Here is an 18,529-nt window from a genome sequence, read left to right as displayed (position 1 = left end):
GCTATTCGCCGGGCGCCGTGGAGAGCTTGGCCGGCGGCTCCGGCCGGCGGCCGAGCCGCTTGCCGCTGACCTCGGCGCCGGCATCGGCGGGCAGGCGCAGGAAGGTCATGCCGGAGACGGCGGCGATCAGGCCGACGAACAGGAAGGGCAGCACGAAGTCGCCGGCATCGAGCGCCCCGCCGCCGCGCAGCAGCTGGGTGAAATGCAGCAGCAGCGCGCCGACCGCCACGCCGATGGTGAGCGACAGCTGCTGCGCCATGCTGGCGAAACTGGTCGCCTGGCTCATCCGCACCGATGGTATATCCGCATAGCCCAGCGTATTAGCGCTGGTGAATTGCAGCGAGCGGAAGAATCCGCCGATCAGCAGCACGCCCAGGATGATCCAGCCCGGCGTGGTCGGGGTGAACAGGCCGATGGCGGCGAGCGACAGACCGACGATGAAGGAATTGACCGTCAGCACCCGCTTGAAGCCGAAGCCGCGCAGGATCGGCCCGGCGGTCATCTTCATGGTCAGCGCGCCGGCGGCGCCGGCAAAGGTCAGCATGCCGCTCTCGAACGGCGACAGGCCGAAGCCGATCTGCAGCATCAGCGGCAGCAGGAAGGGGAGCGCCCCGATGGCGATACGGAAAGACGAGGCGCCGAGCACCGAGGCGCGGAAGGTCGGAATCTGCAGCAGCGACAGCGCCAGGATCGGATGCTCGGTGCGCCGCGTGTACAGCACGTAGAAGGCGAGGATCGCCGCCCCCGTCGCCAGCAGCGAGATGGAGAGCGGCAGCGGCACGATCCCACGGCCGAGCGTCTCGAAGCCGAACATGGCGCAAGCGAGACCCGTGCTGGTCAGCGCGAAGCCGCGCCAGTCGAGCGGCGGCACGTTCTGTTCCTTGGTGTTCTCGATGAACAGGCTGACCATGACGATGCCGACCAGGGCGATCGGCACGTTCAGCCAGAAGATCCAGCGCCAGGAGAGGTAGGTGGTGATGAAGCCGCCCAGCGGCGGGCCGAAGACCGGACCGAGCAGGGCCGGCGTGGTCAGCCAGGCCATGGCGCTGACCATCTCGGCCTTGCTCACGGTGCGCAGCACCACGAGCCGGCCGACCGGCACCATCATCGAGCCGCCGAGGCCCTGGAACAGCCGGGCCAGGACCAGCTCGGTCAAGCTGTTGCTGAACCCGGCCGCGACCGAGCCCAGGATGAAGATCACGATCGCAGTGCGGAACACGTTGCGGGCGCCGAACCGGTCGGCCAGCCAGCCGGAGACCGGGATGAACACGGCGAGGCTGAACAGATAGGCGGTGATGGCGAGGCTCAGATGCAGCGGGTTCTCGCCGAGTGACTTCGCCACCGCCGGGAGCGCGGTCGACAGCACCGCCGAATCCAGGTTCTCCATCATCAGGCCGCAGGCCACAATCAGGGGCACGGCGATGCGGCGCGGCGGTCTCGGCATGGCCGGGAACATACGGCCCGAGCCCGAGTCCGGGTAAGCCCCATTCGCCTATCAGCTAGGCGGGGCGGGCAGGGCACGGGCCTTGCAGCGTGACGACGAATCTTCAAGGGGGAGTGCGATGGCAACCACGAGCGATCCGGCCAGCCCGTTCATCGGCCATGTCAATCTGGCCGATCCGCGGCTCGGCGCCGCCGTGTTGTCGGCGACCGACGATTTCTTCGCCGACAAGGACCGCCTGCTCGACCCGGCGCCGGCCGCCTATATCGCCGGCAAGTTCGACGAGCACGGCAAGTGGATGGACGGCTGGGAGAGCCGCCGCCGCCGCGATCCCGGCTACGACTGGTGCGTCATCCGCCTGGCCCGAGCCGGCCGCATCCTCGGCGTCGACATCGATACCAGCTTCTTCACCGGCAACTATCCCGCGGCGGCGTCCCTGCAAGCCTGCCGCGTTGCGGGCGAACCGGATGCGAGCGCGGATTGGCGCGAGATCCTGCCGGCGGTGGCGCTGACCGGCAACGCGCACCACTTCCACGCCATTGCCGATGCCGGCGTCTGGACGCATCTCCGCCTCAACATGTTTCCCGATGGCGGCATCGCCCGGCTCCGCGTCTATGGCCAGGTCGAGCTGGCGGCGGCTTCCGGGCCGGTCGATCTCGCCTCGGTGCTGAACGGCGCGCGCGTGGTCGGCACCAATGGCAGCGGCTACGGCCCGCCGATCAACATGCTGATGCCCTGGAAGGGCCAGAACATGAGCGATGCCTGGGAGACGCGGCGGCGGCGCGAGCCGGGCTTCGACTGGGCGATCGTCGCCTTCGCCGTGCCGGCGCGGGTCGAGCGCATCGAGATCGACACCGCTTTCCACAAGGGCAACTACCCGGCGCAATGCGCCGTGCATGCCGCATCATTGCCGCGCGGCCTGCCGGACGCCGCCGTCATCGCCTCGGCGATTCACTGGCCGGCGCTGCTGCCGGCGACGCCGATGCGGGCCGATTCCGTCCAGGTCTTCGAGGGCGGCGCACTTGCCGAATTCGGCCCGATCAGCCATGTCCGTGTCGACATGATCCCGGATGGCGGCATCAGCCGCTTGCGCATCATCGGCCGTCCGGCGTGAGGGGAGGTAGCATGGGCGCGAGCCTGTTGGTCAATATCGATGTCGACGATCTCGCCAAGGCCGAGGCCTTCTATGTGAAGGCCTTCGGCCTGAAGCCGACGCGGCGGTTCGGCGATGGCGGCGTGGAGCTGATGGGCGGCGGCGCGCCGATCTACCTGCTGGTGAAGGCGGCCGGTAGCCGCGCGCTCAAACTCGGCCAGCAGACCCGCACCTACGCCCGGCACTGGACGCCGGTGCATCTTGATTTCGTCGTCACCGACATCAAAGCGGCCGTGGTCCACGCTCAGGCTGCTGGCGCCACCCTTGAGGGCGAAATGGAAACGCACAATTGGGGCTACATCGCCCACATGGCCGATCCCTTCGGCCACGGCATCTGCCTCGTCGAGTTCCGCAATCGCGGCTATGACGAAGTATCGACCCCGGCCTAGAACGCCGGTTTCTGGTGCGGCAGGCCGAAGGCGGCGGCGACGGCCGGATAGGTGATCTGGCCGTCCAGCAGGTTGAGGCCGCCACGCAGGTGCGGGTCGTCGCTCAGCGCCTGGCGCCAGCCCTTGTCGGCCAGCGCCAGCACGAAGGGGAGCGTCGCGTTGTTGAGCGCGATGGCGGAGGTGCGCGCCACCGCGCCCGGCATGTTGGTGACGCAGTAGTGGATCACGCCCTCCTCGACATAGACCGGCGCGGCGTGGCTGGTCGGCCGGCTGGTCTCGGCCGAGCCGCCCTGGTCGATCGCGACATCGACGATGACGGAGCCGGGCCGCATCCGCCGCACCAGCTCGCGCCGGATCAGCTTCGGCGCCGCGGCGCCCGGGATCAGCACCGTGCTGACCACCAGGTCGGCGGTGGCGACCTCGCCTTCGATATTCTCCATGGTGGAGAACACCGTCTGCAGCCGGGGCCCGAACAGGTCGTCGAGCTCCTTGAGGCGCGCCAGCGAGCGGTCGATCACCGTCACCTGCGCCTCCATGCCGACGGCGATGCGCGTCGCGTTGCTCCCCGCCACGCCGCCGCCCAGCACCACCACCTTCGCCGCCGGCACGCCCGGCACGCCGCCGAGCAGGATGCCGATGCCGCCCTGTTCCTTCTCCAGGTAATGCGCGCCGACCTGCACCGCCATGCGGCCCGCCACCTCGCTCATCGGGGCGAGCAGCGGCAGGCCGCCGCGCGCATCGGTCACCGTTTCATAGGCGATGCCGGCGATGCCGCGCTGCATCAGGCCGTCGGTCAGCGCCCGGTCGGCGGCGAGATGCAGATAGGTGAACAGCACCTGGCCCGGGCGGAGCAGGGCGATCTCGGCGGGCTGCGGCTCCTTCACCTTGACGATCATCTCAGCCGCCGCGAACACCTCGGCCGCGGTCGCAACGATGCGGGCGCCGGCTTGGCTGTAGGCGCCGTCGTCGACCCCGATGCCGCGGCCGGCGCCGGTCTCGACGATCACCTCGTGGCCGTGATGGGCAAGCTCGCGCACGCTGCCGGGCACCAGCCCGACCCGGTATTCGTGGGTCTTGATCTCCTTCGGCACGCCGACGCGCATCTGAGGCCTCCTGGATGCGGCGACAGTACCGCCTCAGGCGAGCCAGCGCACCAGCACCAGGGAGAGCCAGGGAAAGGCGACCAGGATGGCAAGGCGGATGATGTCGGCGGCGATGAAGGGCAGCACGCCGCGATAGGTGGTGGCGATCGGCACGTCGGCCGCAATGGCGCTGACCACGAAGACGTTCATGCCGATCGGCGGCGCCGCAAGGCCGATGCCCACGACCACCAGCACCAGCACGCCGAACCAGATCGCCACCTCGTCGGGCCGGAGCCCGAAATCGAGTGCCACCACCACGGGAAAGAAGATCGGCAGCGTGAGCAGGATCATGGCGAGCTCGTCCATCACGGCGCCGAGCAGGATGTAGATGACGAGCAGCGCCACCAGGACGCCGTAGGCCGGCAGGCCCGATCCGGCGACCAGCTGCGCCACCTGCTCGGGCATCTGCGTCAGGCCGAGAAAGGCGTTGAACACCGCGGCACCGAGCAGGATCAGGAAGATCATCGCCGTCGTCTCGGCGGTGTTGCTCAGGCTGGTGGCGAAGCCCGCCCAGCTCAGCTCGCGCTGGGCCAGCGCCACCAGCAGCATGGCCACCGTGCCGACCGCCGCACCTTCGGTCGCGGTGAAGACGCCGCCATAGATGCCGCCGAGCGCGCCCACGATCACCAGCACCAGCGGCCAGACGCGCCGCAAGGTGGCACGACGGGTGCCGCGCGGTGCCGGCTCCTGCAGCGGCGCGCTCTCGGGGTTGCGCCGCACTGTCCAGATCACGGCGCCGCAATAGAACAGCGTCGCCAGGATGCCGGGGATCAGTGCCGCCAGGAACAGCTTGACGATGTTCTGCTCGGTGGTGATGGCATAGACCACGATGATGATCGAAGGCGGGATCAGGATGCCGAGCACGCCTGAGATCGCAATCGTGCCGGTGGCGAGGCCGGGCTCGTAGCGATAGCGCCGAAGCTCCGGCAGCACGGCGCGGCCGAAGGTTGCCGTGGTCGCCACCGAGGAGCCGCAGATCGCGCCGAACACCGTCGCCGCCCAGATCACCGCCATGGCGAGCCCGCCGCGCACCCGGCCGACCAGCGCGGCGGCGGCGCGGAACAGGTTGGCCGATTGGCCGCCGCGCTCCGCCAGCGCGCCCATCAGCACGAACAGCGGAATGACGGACAGCGTGTAGTTGGAGAACAGGTGATAGGGCGTCGACTTGATGAAATTGAGGAAGATGTCCCAGCTCGTCATGTAGGCATAGCCGAGGCTGCCGGCGACCAGCATGGCAAGGCCGACCGGCATGCGCAGCGCGATCAGCGCCAGCATGCCGGCGAAGCCGATGCCGCCGACAGCGAGGCCGCTCACCGCCAGCCCCGGATCAATCGAAGCAGGGTGACACCGGCGACCAGGCAGAGCACGCCGGCCAGCGCCGATGTGGCCAGGATCGCCCAGCCGGTCGGCAGGGCCAGGATCATCGACACGGTATGGGAACGGATCGCGTCATAGCCGCCGATGGCGAGCCGCCAGGCGATGATGCCCGCGGCGATCAGGTAGACCAGATCCCACAGCGCATCTAATGCGCGCTGCACGCCCGCCGGCAGACGCGTGGTGAAGGTATCGACCACGATGTTGCCGCGCCGAAGCTGGCAATAGGGCAGGAAGGCGAAGGCGGCGATCGCGGTCGCCACCTGCACGATCTCGTAATCGCCGCTGATCGGCGATCCGGCGAACCAGCGCAGGCCCACGCTGACCACGACGACCAGCGCCGCCGCCAGCATGACGCCGCCGCCGGCCAGCGCCAGCGCATGAACGAAGCGCGAGAAGATCACTGCAGGAAGCCTCCCCCGCCCGGGAGCAGGGGAGGATTATGCCTTGCCTTGCAGAACGTCACGCCTTCTCGTACTTGGCGATCAGCGCCTTGGCATTCTCGATCATCTTGGCGCCGTCCAGGCCGCGTTCCTTGACCTGCTTGGTCCATGCGTCCCAGACCGGCGCGGTCGTCTTGCGCCATTTCGCGGCTTCCTCGGCGCTGATGGTCGAGACCGTGTTGCCGCGCTTCTTCACCATCTCCTCGACCACGCTCGCCTGCTCGTCCCAGACACGGGCCGCCATGGTAGCGGCGGTCTGGCCCGAATTGGCGTCCAGCACCTTCTTCAGGTCGGCCGGCAGCGCGGCGTACTTGGCCTTGTTCATGGTCAGCACGAAGGTCGCCGTGTAGAGCGTCGGCGAGCCCGGGATCTCGGTGTGGAACTTGACCAGCTCGTGCACCTTGATCGCCGGCACGACTTCCCACGGCACCACGCAGCCGTCGATCACCTTCTGCGCCAGCGCCTCCGGCACCTGCGGGATCGGCATCGGGATGCCGGTCGCGCCGAGCGCCTTCAGCGCCTCGCCGGCCAGCCGGGTCGGCGAGCGCACCTTGAGACCCTTCAGGTCGTCCATCGTCTTGACCTGACGATTGGCATGGATCAGGCCATGGTCATGCGCCCAGACGGTGATCGGGTGCGTCTCCTTGAATTCGTCGCGCAGATGCGTCTCGTAGAATTCCTGCACCGCCTTGGCGTTCGGGGCGGAGCGCTTCGCCGCGATGAACGGCAGCTCGAACACCTCGACCCCGGGGAAGCGGCCGGGCGTGTTGCCGGGCAGGGTCCAGATGATGTCGGCGACGCCGTCGCGCGCCTGGTCGTAGAGCTGCGGCGGCGCGCCGCCGAGCTGCATGGACGGGAAGATGTCGATCTTCAGCTTGCCGCCCGTTTCCGTCTCCACCTTCTTGGTCCAGGGCACCAGGAACTTGGTGTGCACATTGGACACCGCCGGCAGGAAGTGGTGCAGCTTCAACGTCACCTGCGCCTGCGCGCGCGCGCTCTTGATGATGGCGGGCGCGGCCAGCACGGCGCCGGCCGTGGTCAGAAAACGGCGACGAGCGATCGTCATTGTGGAAACCTCCCCTGGTGTCACGCTCTGATGCGCATCCTAGCCCAGTTTGTTGGGTGGGCCAACAAGTGCGGCAATCGGCCGACATGGATTCAAGGGAGGAAGGATGACATCGTTCAAGGATCTGGAACAGACCGGCTGGACCCGCGGCGCCGCCGCCTATGATGATTGGTTCGCGCCGGTGACGCGCCAGGCGATCGGGCCGATCCTCGACGCGCTTGGCGATGGACTGCCCGGCAGGACGTTCCTGGATATCTGCTCCGGCACCGGGCATCTCGCCAAAGCGGCGGCCATGCGCGGCGCGCTCGCCCGTGGAGTCGATTTCGCGCCCACGATGGTGGCGGCGGCACAGCGCAGTTTCCCCGACATTGCCTTTTCCGAAGGCGATGCCGAGCGACTGGCCTTTGCCGACGCGAGCTTTGATGCCGTCACCATGTCCTTCGGCCTGCTGCATCTGAGCGACCCTGAGGCCGGCCTGCGCGAGGTGTTCCGCGTGCTCCGGCCCGCCGGCCGCTTCGCCTTCACGGTCTGGCTGCCGCCGGATCAGGGCTTCGACCTGATGCGCATCGTCGGTCCGGCGATCCGCGAGCATGGCTCCCGCGATGTCAGCCTGCCGCCGGCGCCTTCGCCGTTCCGCTTCGCCGATCTGGGCGAGGCCGAGCGTGCGCTGACCGCCGCGGGCTTCGCCGGTATCGCGTCGCGCCGGCACGACTGCCTGTGGACCGGCACGCAGGGCAGCGATCTGCTCGCCATGATCGACCGCGCCTTCGTGCGCACCCCGATGCTGATCGACGCGCAGACGCCGGAGGCGCAACAGCGAATCAAGCAAGCGATCGTGGAGAAGGCGGAGACCTACCGCCGCGGCGACCGCATCGAGCTCCGCTTTCCCTGCCTGGTGATCACGGCGGCGAAGCCGGGCTAGGTGAAAAAAAGGGCCGCGATCGGCGTCGCGGCCCTGGGTCGGGATCGGCGATCCGCTCACCCCATCTGCGCGAAGCGCTGCAGGTGGTGGTCGGCGGGGCCGAACATGGTGTCGATGGCGAGCAGGCGCTTCACGTAATGGCCGACATTCAGCTCGTCGGTCATGCCCATGCCGCCATGCAGCTGGATCGACTGATAGCCGACGAAGCGCCCGGCCTGGCCGATCTGCGTCTTGGTCGCCGCAAGTGCCTTCGGCCGCTCGGCCGCGTCGTCGAGCTTCATCGACGCCATCAGGCTCATCGAGCGCGCCTGCTCCAGGTTGATCCACATGTCGACCATGCGATGCTGCAGCACTTGGAAGTCGCCGATCGGGCGTCCGAACTGCTTGCGCGTCTTTAGATACTCGTTGGTGGTGTCGCACAGCACCTGCATGCAGCCGACCGCCTCGGCGGCCAGCGCCGAGATCGCGTAGTCGACCACCTCCTCGACCAGAGCGAGGCCGTTATCGGCCTTGCCGAGCACGGCATCGGCGCCGACCTTCACGCCCTTCAGCGCCACCTCGGCGCCGCGGCGGTTGTCCAGCGTGCGGTACTCGCGGAGCGTGACGCCCGGTGCCTTGCGATCGACCAGGAACACAGTGATGCCGTTCTTGTCGAAGCGGGTGCCGGCGGTGCGCGCGGTGACGATCAGCTTGTCGGCGGAAGGTGCGTCGAACACGACCGCCTTCTGGCCGTCCAGCGTCCAGTCGCTGCCGGATTTCTTCGCCGTGGTCTGCACATCGGCGAGGTTGAAGCGCGAGGTCGGCTCGGCCTGCGCGAAGGCGAGCTTGAGATTGCCTTCCACCAGCTTCGGCAGCAGCTCCTGCTTCACCGCGTCGCTGCCGCCCTTGGCCAGGAAGTTGCCGCCGATCACCGCCGTCGTCAGATAGGGCTCGGCCACCAGGCCGCGGCCGAAGCCTTCCATGATCACGGCGGTGTCGATCGGCCCGCCGCCCAGGCCGCCGAAATCCTCCGGCACGGCGACACCGAGCCAGCCGAGCTCCGCCATCTGCTTCCAGTTCTCGTCCTTGAAGCCCTTCTCGGTGGCGACCACCTTGCGCCAGGACTCGAAGGCATACTGGTCGCGCACGAAGCGCAGCACGCTGTCCTGCAGCTGCTGCTGGATGTCGCTCAGTGAAAAATCCATCTTGTTCGTTCTCCCGCCGAATCTTTCGTCGTTCTAGAGACCCAGCACCATCTTGGCGATGACGTTGCGCTGGATCTCGTTGGAGCCGCCATAGATCGTGTAGGTGCGGCCGTAGAGGAAGCCCGGCATCCAGCCGGCGCCGTGCTCCGGCCCGATGAAGGGCTCGTTGGAGCGGTGCCGGCCGCCATAGGGCATGGCGTAGTAGCCGAGCGCGTCGACCGCGAGCTCGGTGATGCGCTGGCCGAGCTCGGAGCCGCGGATCTTGAGCAGCGACGCCTCGGCGCCGGGCGGCTTGCCCTTGGCGGCATCGGCCAGCACCCGCAGGTTGGAGATCTCCAGCGCCATCAGGTCGACCTCGATCTGCGCCAGCTTGCTCTTGAACGTGGTGTCTTTCGCCAGCGGCTCGCCGTTCGACTGCTCGGCGCCGGCGATCTCCTTCAGCTTGCGGACGCGCTTCTTCGACTGCGCCACCATGCCGATGCCGGTGCGCTCATGGCCGAGCAGGAACTTGGCATAGGTCCAGCCCTTGTTCTCCTGGCCGACCAGGTTCGATTTCGGCACCCGCACGTTGTCGAGGAACACCTCGTTGACCGAATGGCCCTCGTCGATGGTGATGATCGGCTTCACCGTGATGCCGGGCGTGTTCATGTCGATCAGCAGGAAGGAGATGCCCTCCTGCTGCTTCGCCTTCGGGTCGGTGCGCACCAGGCAGAAGATCCAGTCGGCATAGTGGGCGAGGGTGGTCCAGATCTTGTGGCCGTTCACCACGTAGTGGTCGCCGTCCGAGACCGCCGAGGTGCGGAGCGAGGCGAGGTCCGAGCCCGAGCCAGGCTCGGAATAGCCCTGGCACCACCACACATCGCCGCCGATGATGCCGGGCAGGTGCTGCGCCTTCTGCGCGTCGCTGCCGAAGGTATAGATGACGGGCGCCACCATGCTGATGCCGAAGGGCAGCTGGCCGGGGCAGTCGTTCGCTGCCACCTCCTCGTCGAAGATGTAGCGCTGCGCGGCGGTCCATCCCGTGCCGCCGAATTTCTTCGGCCAGGCCGGCGCGCCCCAGCCGCGCTTGTGCAGGATCTTCTGCCAGGCGAGCGTGTCGGCCTTTTCCAGGTGCTCGCCGCGCGCCACCTTGCGGCGCAGCTCGGCCGGCAGGTTGTCGCGAATGAAGCTGCGCACTTCCTCACGGAAGGCGATCTCTTCCGGCGTGAAGCTCAGGTCCATGGCGCGTGCTTCCTCCCGCAACGCGAATGATCGTTCACAGGTGGCCGGAGAGTAGGAGGGGGGCCTGTTCAAGGCAAGATGGCGGCGCCGGGGGGACGCGTGGCGATGGCTGATTTCACGTGGCAGATTGCCGCCGAAAGCGAGAAGATTATCGATGCTGACCGGAAGCTGCCTCTGCGGGGGCGTCGCCTACCAGGTTGACGTAGCGTCAGGGCCGATCGTCCATTGTCACTGTGCGACCTGCCGCAAGGCGCATGGCAGCGCCTTCTCCTCCGTGATGCCGGTGCCGCGGGAGCATTTCCGCTGGGTCAGGGGCGAGGCGCTTCTGTCGCAATTCGAATCATCACCCGGGAAATTCCGCCGCTTCTGCTCACGCTGCGGCTCGCAGATCGTCGCCGAACGGCCGTCGCAACCGAATGTCCTGCTGCGTCTCGGCTGCCTCGACACGCCGATCGCCGATCGGCCAAGGGCACATATCTGGCGTTCGGATGCCGCGCCATGGTTCGATCCCAAGGATCAGGTCGCAGAATTTCCAGAGGGCTTCCCGAGCAAGTGATGCTCGGTCGGCGTCGGGCCGGCGAGTAGCGCCCTGTCACGCCCTGGGATCGATATTCGGCTGTTCGCGCGCGGCTTCCAGGATCCAGTCGCGGAAGGCGCGCACCAGCGGCCGGTCGGCGAGCTCGAGCGGCGAGACGAGGTGATAGCCGATGGTCGACGGGATGCGCGCCTCAAACGGCACGATCAGTCGCCCGGTCGCCAGCTCCTCGACCAGCAACCGTTCGCGCCCGAGCATGACGCCGAGCCCGTCGACCGCGGCCTCGATCGCCGTCAGCACCATGTCGAAGGAGATCTGGTTGCGCCCGCGCACTGGCGCGATGCCGGCGCCGGTGAACCAGAGCTGCCAGTCGTCCTGCAATGATCCGACGATGATCTGCGTATGCCGCGCCAGGTCTTCCGGCCGGTGCAGCGGCGGGTTGCCGTTGGCGAGCCTCGGCGCGCAGACCGGGAACAAATTGTCGCCCATCAGGAAATCGGCCCGGAGCCCGGGCCAGGTGCCCTTGCCGAAGCGGACCGCGACATCGACTTCGTCGCGGCGAAAGTCCACCAGGTCCATGCCGGTGCCGATCCGCACATCGACGCCGGGATGCTTGTCGCGGAAGCCCTGCAGCCGCGGCACCAGCCACTTCACCGCGAAGCCCGGCGTGGTGGAGAGCGTGAGCCGCCGGTTCCCCGGCTGGCGGCGGAAGCGCTCGGTGGCGCGGCGCATGTCGTCGAAGGCGGCATGGATGCCGGGATAGAGCCGATCGCCCTCGCTGGTCAGGCGGATCTGTCGGCCTTCGCGGCGGAACAGCTTGGTGCCGAGCTCGTCCTCCAGCCGGCGGATCAGGTGGCTGACCGCGGTCTGGGTCACGCCCAGTTCCTCGGCCGCTTTGGTGAAGCTCTGCAGGCGGGCGGCGGCCTCGAAGGCGCGCAGGCCGTGCAGGGAGGGGAGCGGGCCATTCATGCCTTCACATGATACAGAATCATGTCAGGGTGAGAAAGTGTCGTTTGTTTCAGGCCCGGGCAGGCTCCAGATTCAACTCCAAGATATATCGCACTGGAGTAAAGCCAATGTCCGACTTCACCTATGCCAACGTCGACGTCCCCCATGTCCCCAGCACGCTCGACATCCTGGCCGGCGCCTTCCGCACCTGGCGGCAGCGGGCCCGCGAGCGGCGCCAGCTGGCCCAGCTCAGCACCCGCGACGTGCATGACCTGGGCTTGAGCGAGCAGCAGGTCCAGTTCGAGATCAACAAGCCGTTCTGGCGCGTCTGATCGCCCTTCGAGCTGCCCGCGGCGCCGTTCCCCCGACGGCGCCGCCGGAGCCGCCCCGACGGACTCATCCTCCCGGTCCGCCGGGGCGGTTTCGCTTGTGGACCTGCCCTTCTTGGGCGAGGGCCGCCATGGCGACATGCCTTGCATGTCCTATGTCATGACGCGGGTCGGTTTTTCACGCGCGCCGCCTGTATTAGATCAGCCCAAGCCGGGCGCGGCCTGATTGCGTCCGCGATCCGGAGGAATCCATGGTGGCTGAACAGCGGGCGGCGCCCAGTGTGTGGCCCGCGGCGGTGGCCGGGCTCGCCGCGACGCTGATCGGCAACGGCCTCGGCCGCTTCGCCTATACGCCGCTGATCCCGGCGCTGATCGCCGCCGGCTGGTTCGCGCCGGCCGAAGCCGTCTACCTCGCCGCGGCCAATCTCGCCGGCTACCTGGTCGGCGCCATGGGCGCGCGCCGGCTCGCGATGGCGACCAGCGGCACCTTCGGCGCGCGCGCCGCCATGCTGGCGACGGTGGCGAGCCTCGTCGCCTGCGCCTTCCCGCTCGGCTTCGCCTGGTATGCCGTCTGGCGCTTCGTCGCCGGCGTCACCGGCGGCGTGCTGATGGTGCTGGCGGTGCCGATGGTGCTCGGCGCCACGCCGGCGCATCAGCGCGGCCGCGTCGCCGGCGTGGTGATCACCGGGGTCGGCCTCGGCGTCGCGGCGAGCGGCACCATCGTGCCCGCCGTGGCCGCGCAAGGGCTGACCGTGGTCTGGCTGGCGCTGGCGGCGACCGCCGCTTTGCTGACCGCCTATGCCTGGTTCCTGCTGCCGGCCGACTCGCCGGCGATGGCGACGACGACGCGCGGCGCGCGGGTCGATCTCGGCATCGCGCTGCTGCTCGCCGCCTATGCCTGCGACGCCTTCGGCTTCATCCCGCACACGGTGTTCTGGGTCGACTACATCGCCCGCGGGCTGGGGCAGGGGCTGGAGACCGGCGGCGTGCAGTGGATCCTGGTCGGGCTCGGCGCGGCGGCCGGGCCGTTCCTGGTCGGCGTCCTGGCCGACCGCATCGGCTTCGGCGCCAGCTACATCCTGGCCATGGCGGGGAAGGCGGCCTTCGTCGCGCTGCCGTTGATCTCGACCTCGACGCCGATGCTGGTCATTTCCTCACTCGGCGTCGGCGCGCTGATCGCCGGCACCACGACGCTCTGCTCCGGCTGGGTCGCGGTGCGGGTCGGCCTCGGCCATCACCGGCAGGTCTGGGGCTGGATGACGTCAGCGTTCGGCATCGCCCAGGCGGGCGGCGCCTGGACGATGTCGCATATCTTCGCGCAGACGGGGACCTATCCGCTGCTCTTCATGCTCGGCAGCGGGGCGCTGGCGCTCGGCGCCGCGCTGGCACTGGCCAGCGCGCGTCAGAGCCAGTCTCGGAATCAGAGATAGGGGACGGGATAGCGCCGACCGCTGCGGACGGCGCTGTCGATATCGGCGCGGCTGATGCCGATATCGCTCAGCATGCGGTCGTCCAGGCCTTCGAGCCGGCGGGTGGCGCGCCGCAATTGGACTTCGCGCCACAACCGGGCGGGCAGACCGAGCGCGGCGGCGAGCGAGACCCGCTCCGGCACCGCCGGGACGGACAGGTCCGGAGCCAGGCGCCGCGCCAGGCTCTGGGTGGAGAGGTCTTCGGTCAGGCGGTCGTGGGAATGGGCGGTCATGGCAACGGTCCTTGGAACGGGCCACCGCTTACCTCGCCGAACCTTTCCGGAGCATTAATCTCCCGGGGGCATCGCGAGGCCGGATGGCGCTGTGTCTGAAGCGGAAAATCGTTGCTTTTTCGCCGTTCGACAAACGATCCTTTCTCCGATAATGAATTAGAAAATCTAGGGAGTGGCGCATGCCCCGTACCCTGCCGCCGCTGAACGCCTTGCGCGCCTTCGAATCCGCCGCCCGGCACCTTTCCTTCACCCTGGCGGCGGAGGAGCTGCATGTGACCCAGGCGGCGATCAGCCACCAGATCAAGGCGCTGGAGGCGCATCTCGGCGTCGCCCTGTTCCGCCGCCTGCCGCGCCGCCTGCTGCTGACCGAGGAAGGCCAGACCCTGCTGCCCGAGATCACCGCCGGTTTCGACCGCCTGGCCGATGCGGTCGGCCGCCTGACCCAGCCGCGCCAGGGCGGCACGCTCTCGGTCACGCTCCTCACCACCTTCGCGCTCGGCTGGCTGGTGCCGCGGCTGCCGCGCTTCCAGGCCCTGCATCCCGGCATCGACGTGCGGCTCAGCGCCAGCCCGCGCCTGGTCGACTTCGCCCGCGAGGATGTCGATTGCGGCATCCGCCACGGCGACGGCAACTGGCCGGGCCTCTATTGCGTGAAGCTGCTCGACGGCCTGCTGACGCCGCTCTGCGATCCCGCCACCGCCGCCAAGCTGCAGCGGCCGGAGGACCTGCGGCAGTTCCCGCTGCTGCAATCCGGGCACGGCCCGTTCGACGACTGGGCGGTGTGGCTGCGCCATGCCGGCAAGCCCGATCTCGTGCTCAACCGCGGCACCAGCTTCGACTCCACCACGATCGCCGTGCAGGCGGCGATGCAGGGCCTCGGCATTGCCATCGGCGATCCGCGCTTCTATCAGGCGGAGATCGCGAGCGGCCGCCTGGTGCAGCCTTTCGACCTGGTGACGCCGGAAGGCGATACCTGGTGGTTCGCCTGCCTGCCGGCGATGGCGGAGCGGCCGCGCGTCAAGGCGTTCCGCGAATGGCTGATCGCCGAGGCGCAATCGACGGCGGTGCCAGCAAGCATCAGGGCGGCGCGCAGCGCCGCCGAGTGATAGGGGAGCGAGACATGCCCGAGATCCTGCGCACGCCCGAGGACCGCTTCACCGGCCTGCCGGGCTATGCCTTCGCGCCGCACTATGCCGAGGACATGCCGGGCTATCCGGGCCTGCGCATGCACTACCTGGACGAAGGCAAGCGCGCCGGACGCACCTTCCTCTGCCTGCACGGCCAGCCGACCTGGTCCTATCTCTACCGCCGCATGCTGCCGGTTTTCACCGAGGCCGGGCACCGTGTGGTGGCGCCGGACCTCTACGGCTTCGGCCGCTCCGACAAGCCGGCGGACGAGGCGACCTACACCTTCACCTGGCACCGCCGCTCGCTGCTGGCGCTGATCGACCGGCTCGCGCTGAAGGACATCGTGCTGGTGGTGCAGGATTGGGGCGGGCTGCTCGGCCTCACCTTGCCGATGGAACTGGGTTCGCGCGTCACCGGTTTGCTGGTGATGAACACGACGCTCGGCACCGGCGACGCGCCGCTGGCCCCAGGCTTCCTCGCTTGGCGCGACTGGTCGAACAAGAATCCGGACATGGACATCGCGAAGCTGATGCAGCGCGGCTGCCCGCATCTCACGCCGGCGGAGGCCGCGGCCTATGCGCTGCCGTTCCCGGATGCGCGCCACAAGGCCGGCCTGCGCCGCTTCCCCAACCTGGTGCCCGACCACCCCGATGCCGACGGTGCCGCGCTGTCCCGCCAGGCGCGCGACTATCTGCGCAGCCAATGGTCGGGCAAGACCTTCATGGCGGTCGGCATGCAGGACCCGGTGCTCGGCCCGCCGGTGATGGCGGCCTTGCGCGCCGACATCAAGGGCTGCCCGGCGCCGCTGGAGGTGAAGGAGGGCGGCCACTTCCTGCAGGAATGGGGCGAGCCGGTCGCCCGCGCCGCGCTCGAGGTGCTGGCATGAACGAGGCCAGCGTCGTACCGACCGGCGCGCCGGACGCGACCTGGACCGAGTTCCGGCGCGACGACGGCTTCACCGGCCTGATCGGCCCGCTCTGGTTCCGGCGCGAGGGCGAGGACATCGTCTTCGCGCTCCGCGCCGGGCCGCAGCATTGCAATGTGCGCGGCGTGGTGCATGGCGGGTTGATGGTCACCTTGATCGACCATGTGATGGGCGCGCATGTCTGGCGCGTCGGCGGAAGGGGCGCCAGTGCCACGATCAGCCTGAACACCGATTTCGTCGCCGCGGCGCGCGCCGGCGACTGGATCGAGGTGCGCAGCCGCATCATCCGCCGCGGCACCGGGCTCGCCTTCCTGGCCGCCGATCTCACGGTCGACGGCAAGACCATCGCCTCGGCGCAGGGCGTCTGGAAGATCTTCGAGCCGAAATGACGCAGCACGACACGCGCCTCACCGAGCAGGAGATCGCCGAGATCGATGCGCGCCTCGACCTGTTCGACCGCGCCAGCCGGCACGGCACCTGGACCCGGCCGATGCTGCAGATCATCGCCCGCCATCCGCGCACGCCGGCGGCGGAGCTGGCGCTCGGCTTCGGCCGCGAGAAGCGCCGCCTGCAGGCGGATATCCGCAAGCTGAAAGGCCTCGGCCTGACCCGCAGCCTCAAGGCCGGCTACCAGCTCTCGCCCCGCGGCGAAGCCTATCTCGCCGCGCTCAAAGGTCATGGCCGGGATTGACCCGGCCATCCACGCGTCGGCGGCAGCGCGGCGGAGAGCCGTGGATGCCCGGGTCAAGCCCGGGCACGACATGGCATGAAGTGCCGCTTCTCGAAGCTCACCGCCGCCGCTTCACATAGCCCCGGGGCGGCAGGAGGTCGGCGAATTTCGGCTCGCGCTTCTGCTTCTGCGCCGTCAGCGCTTCCATCAGGTCGTCGGAATGCAGCATGCCGGCATTCCAGGTGGCGATGTGGTTGAGGCCGTCGGCCACGCTGTGGTCGCGGCTGTAGTTCAGCATCTCCTTGGTGCCAGTGACGGCGAGCGGGCTCTTCGCCGCGATCTCGCGCGCCATCGCCTGGGCTGCCTCCACCATCGCCTCCTGGGTCTCGAACACCTCGTTGACCAGGCCGGCCTGCAGCGCACGCTCGGCGGTCAGGCGGCGGCCGGTATAGGCGAGCTCGCGCACCAGCCCTTCCGGGATCAGATAGGGCAGGCGCTGCAGGGTGCCGACATCGGCCACCATGCCGATATTGATCTCCTGGATGCAGAACCAGGCATCCTTGGTGCAGAGCCGGATGTCGCAGGCCGAGACCAGGTCGACGCCGCCGCCGATGCAGCCGCCCTGGATCGCCGCGATCACCGGCACGCGGCTCTCCTCGATGACAGAGAAGCTCTGCTGCATTTCCAGCACGTTGCGGCGCAGCTGCTCGTTCTGCCGGGCGCGGTCGACCTTGGGCTCATTGCCGGCCACGCCAGCGAAGACGGAGAGGTCCATGCCGGCGGTGAAATGCTTGCCCGTGGACGAGATCACGACCGCGCGCAATGCGGGCGTCACCGCGATCGCCTCGAACCCGTCGACCATCTCCTGCCAGAAGGCCAGCGTCATCGAGTTGAACGCTTCCGGCCGCTTGAGCTTCAGATGCGCCACGGGGCCGGCGAGGTCGAGGTCGAAGGTGGTGTAGGGCACGGTCAGGTTCCTCCCGCTCTAATGGCAAAGCTAACACGGGCGGCGACGTCTCACCCGCTTTCCCACGTCGTGCCCGGGCTTGACCCGGGTACCCACGGCTCTCCGCCGCACCGCCCAGCGGCGTGGATGCCCGGCCAGCACCAAAGCTTAGAACTGGGCCCGCGCGTAACATTTTATTGTATTATAGGAAAAGATATTGTACCATACGGTATTCCTAGCTGGATACCGCTATGCCCGATGCTTATAATCCCCCGAAACGCTCGCTCGCGATGTGGTCTTACCTGATCCGCCGGGAGCATGTGCTCCGCGCAGTGCGCCACCCGGCGCTGACCCCGGCGGCCAAGCAGGTGCTGGTCGCGCTCAGCGTCGCGGTGGACGATCCCTTCATCCTGCCGGAACGGCCGCCGGTCCGGGCACTCGCCCGGCATCTGGCGCTGGCCGAACGGACGGTGCGGCAGGCGATCGCCGAACTGGTCGAGCAGCTCTGCCTGACCTTGCGGCCGAACGGGCACTTCTTCCGCCCCGGCGAGGGACCGCCGGCCGACCCGGAGGCGCGGCCCGACCTAGCGGAACGGCCCGAGCTTGCCCGCGAATGGACCTTCCTCGCCGAGGCCCGCGCCGACCCGAGCCGGGCGGAGCATGTCGCTATGCTGGCGAGCCTGCGCGACCGGGCGGTGGCGGCGAAGCGGATCGCCACCGCCGTCTCGGCCGAGCGGGCGCTGGGGCGGGTGCTGGCGGAACAGATGCGCCGCGGCGAGGAATTGTCGGCCGAGGAACAGATGCGCCGCACGCCATCCGCCGCCGATGAGGACGAGGCCCCGCTCGGCATGCCCGAGACGGCCACCCTGATCCTGGTCGCCAAGGTCAATGCCGACCGCGCGCTGGCCCCGGCCGCTCGCCATACCCTGATCGAGGTGATGCTCGACCGCGCCAATGACCCGGTCGATTTCCCCGAGGACGACCGCGACAAGAGCTGGGCCTATCGCATCG

Annotated in this window: 20 protein-coding genes and 1 pseudogene; 11 read left to right on the top strand and 10 right to left on the bottom strand. The window is 68.7% G+C overall.

The window, feature by feature from the left end; genetic code table 11:
* Window position 1: 1 nt before the first annotated feature.
* On the bottom strand, window positions 2-1,444 hold the full coding sequence (locus tag DT074_RS20865; RefSeq protein WP_119421825.1) for an MFS transporter: 1,443 nt from the start codon (window positions 1,442-1,444) through the stop codon (window positions 2-4).
* Between the two features lie 118 nt (window positions 1,445-1,562).
* Between DT074_RS20865 and alc the strand changes: the two genes are divergently transcribed.
* Together alc and DT074_RS20855 are read left to right on the top strand one after the other, a co-directional pair.
* Complete coding sequence (gene alc / locus DT074_RS20860; RefSeq protein ID WP_119421802.1) at window positions 1,563-2,555, top strand: allantoicase; 993 nt, start codon at window positions 1,563-1,565, stop codon at window positions 2,553-2,555.
* Between the two features lie 11 nt (window positions 2,556-2,566).
* Window positions 2,567-2,983 (top strand): VOC family protein, encoded by a 417-nt coding sequence (locus DT074_RS20855; RefSeq protein WP_119421801.1) that lies wholly within the window; start codon window positions 2,567-2,569, stop codon window positions 2,981-2,983.
* Here DT074_RS20855 and ald read toward each other — a convergent pair.
* Genes ald through DT074_RS20835 form a run of 4 tightly spaced genes read right to left on the bottom strand, consistent with a single transcriptional unit; the run spans window position 2,980 to window position 7,008 of the window.
* Entirely contained in the window at window positions 2,980-4,086 is a 1,107-nt protein-coding gene (ald, locus tag DT074_RS20850; RefSeq protein WP_119421800.1) for an alanine dehydrogenase, read from the bottom strand. The genes DT074_RS20855 and ald overlap by 4 nt on opposite strands.
* Before the next feature lie 33 nt (window positions 4,087-4,119).
* Window positions 4,120-5,439 (bottom strand): TRAP transporter large permease, encoded by a 1,320-nt coding sequence (locus DT074_RS20845; protein ID WP_368744815.1) that lies wholly within the window; start codon window positions 5,437-5,439, stop codon window positions 4,120-4,122.
* Window positions 5,436-5,903 (bottom strand): TRAP transporter small permease, encoded by a 468-nt coding sequence (locus DT074_RS20840; protein ID WP_119421799.1) that lies wholly within the window; start codon window positions 5,901-5,903, stop codon window positions 5,436-5,438. The genes DT074_RS20845 and DT074_RS20840 overlap by 4 nt, the downstream gene beginning before the upstream one ends.
* A gap of 58 nt (window positions 5,904-5,961) precedes the next feature.
* The gene (locus DT074_RS20835; protein WP_119421798.1) at window positions 5,962-7,008 is read right to left on the bottom strand and encodes a TRAP transporter substrate-binding protein; all 1,047 of its coding nucleotides are present in this window, start codon (window positions 7,006-7,008) and stop codon (window positions 5,962-5,964) included.
* 106 nt (window positions 7,009-7,114) lie between these two features.
* On the opposite strand from DT074_RS20835, the gene DT074_RS20830 reads away from it, so the two are divergent.
* Window positions 7,115-7,930: a class I SAM-dependent methyltransferase gene (locus DT074_RS20830; protein ID WP_119421797.1), complete on the top strand. Its 816-nt coding sequence runs from the start codon at window positions 7,115-7,117 to the stop codon at window positions 7,928-7,930.
* Window positions 7,931-7,986: 56 nt separating this feature from the next.
* On the opposite strand, the gene DT074_RS20825 is transcribed toward DT074_RS20830, so the two are convergent.
* Both DT074_RS20825 and DT074_RS20820 read right to left on the bottom strand, forming a co-directional pair.
* Window positions 7,987-9,114, bottom strand: coding sequence for an acyl-CoA dehydrogenase family protein (locus tag DT074_RS20825; RefSeq protein WP_119421796.1), 1,128 nt, complete (start codon window positions 9,112-9,114; stop codon window positions 7,987-7,989).
* 33 nt (window positions 9,115-9,147) lie between these two features.
* On the bottom strand, window positions 9,148-10,335 hold the full coding sequence (locus DT074_RS20820; protein WP_119421795.1) for an acyl-CoA dehydrogenase family protein: 1,188 nt from the start codon (window positions 10,333-10,335) through the stop codon (window positions 9,148-9,150).
* A gap of 154 nt (window positions 10,336-10,489) precedes the next feature.
* On the opposite strand from DT074_RS20820, the gene DT074_RS20815 reads away from it, so the two are divergent.
* Window positions 10,490-10,891, top strand: a complete 402-nt coding sequence (locus tag DT074_RS20815; RefSeq protein ID WP_119421794.1) for a GFA family protein — start codon at window positions 10,490-10,492, stop codon at window positions 10,889-10,891.
* A gap of 36 nt (window positions 10,892-10,927) precedes the next feature.
* Here DT074_RS20815 and DT074_RS20810 read toward each other — a convergent pair whose 3' ends face one another.
* Window positions 10,928-11,839, bottom strand: coding sequence for a transcriptional regulator GcvA (locus DT074_RS20810; protein WP_119421793.1), 912 nt, complete (start codon window positions 11,837-11,839; stop codon window positions 10,928-10,930).
* A 107-nt stretch (window positions 11,840-11,946) separates the two neighbouring features.
* Here DT074_RS20810 and DT074_RS20805 point away from each other — a divergent pair, with 107 nt between their 5' ends.
* A complete protein-coding gene (locus DT074_RS20805) occupies window positions 11,947-12,150 on the top strand; it encodes a DUF1127 domain-containing protein (protein ID WP_119421792.1) in 204 nt (67 codons plus the stop codon).
* Window positions 12,151-12,398: 248 nt separating this feature from the next.
* Window positions 12,399-13,577 carry a YbfB/YjiJ family MFS transporter gene (locus DT074_RS20800; RefSeq protein WP_119421791.1) on the top strand — a complete coding sequence of 393 codons (1,179 nt, stop codon included), beginning with the start codon at window positions 12,399-12,401 and terminating at the stop codon, window positions 13,575-13,577.
* Here the strand turns inward: DT074_RS20800 and DT074_RS20795 are convergent.
* Window positions 13,568-13,849 (bottom strand): DUF1127 domain-containing protein, encoded by a 282-nt coding sequence (locus DT074_RS20795; RefSeq protein WP_119421790.1) that lies wholly within the window; start codon window positions 13,847-13,849, stop codon window positions 13,568-13,570. The two genes, DT074_RS20800 and DT074_RS20795, sit on opposite strands and share 10 nt — an antisense overlap.
* A 179-nt stretch (window positions 13,850-14,028) precedes the next feature.
* On the opposite strand from DT074_RS20795, the gene gcvA reads away from it, so the two are divergent.
* The 4 genes from gcvA to DT074_RS20775 are packed head-to-tail and all read left to right on the top strand — an operon-like array spanning window position 14,029 to window position 16,593.
* Entirely contained in the window at window positions 14,029-14,955 is a 927-nt protein-coding gene (gcvA, locus tag DT074_RS20790) for a transcriptional regulator GcvA (protein WP_119421789.1), read from the top strand.
* 14 nt (window positions 14,956-14,969) lie between these two features.
* Window positions 14,970-15,863 carry a haloalkane dehalogenase gene (locus DT074_RS20785; RefSeq protein ID WP_119421788.1) on the top strand — a complete coding sequence of 298 codons (894 nt, stop codon included), beginning with the start codon at window positions 14,970-14,972 and terminating at the stop codon, window positions 15,861-15,863.
* A complete protein-coding gene (locus tag DT074_RS20780; protein ID WP_162915057.1) occupies window positions 15,860-16,291 on the top strand; it encodes a PaaI family thioesterase in 432 nt (143 codons plus the stop codon). The genes DT074_RS20785 and DT074_RS20780 overlap by 4 nt, the downstream gene beginning before the upstream one ends.
* Complete coding sequence (locus DT074_RS20775) at window positions 16,288-16,593, top strand: hypothetical protein (protein WP_119421786.1); 306 nt, start codon at window positions 16,288-16,290, stop codon at window positions 16,591-16,593. Before DT074_RS20780 ends, DT074_RS20775 begins: the two co-directional genes overlap by 4 nt.
* Before the next feature lie 97 nt (window positions 16,594-16,690).
* Here the strand turns inward: DT074_RS20775 and DT074_RS20770 are convergent, their stop codons facing one another.
* A complete protein-coding gene (locus tag DT074_RS20770) occupies window positions 16,691-17,539 on the bottom strand; it encodes a crotonase/enoyl-CoA hydratase family protein (protein WP_368744814.1) in 849 nt (282 codons plus the stop codon).
* Window positions 17,540-17,769: 230 nt separating this feature from the next.
* Here DT074_RS20770 and DT074_RS20765 point away from each other — a divergent pair.
* Window positions 17,770-18,529 (top strand): annotated as a pseudogene (locus tag DT074_RS20765) (hypothetical protein); the annotation flags it as partial.

The organism is Desertibaculum subflavum (genome assembly GCA_003576705.1).
Lineage (GTDB): Bacteria > Pseudomonadota > Alphaproteobacteria > Ferrovibrionales > Ferrovibrionaceae > Desertibaculum > Desertibaculum subflavum.
This window is presented reverse-complemented; position numbering and strand designations above follow the sequence as displayed.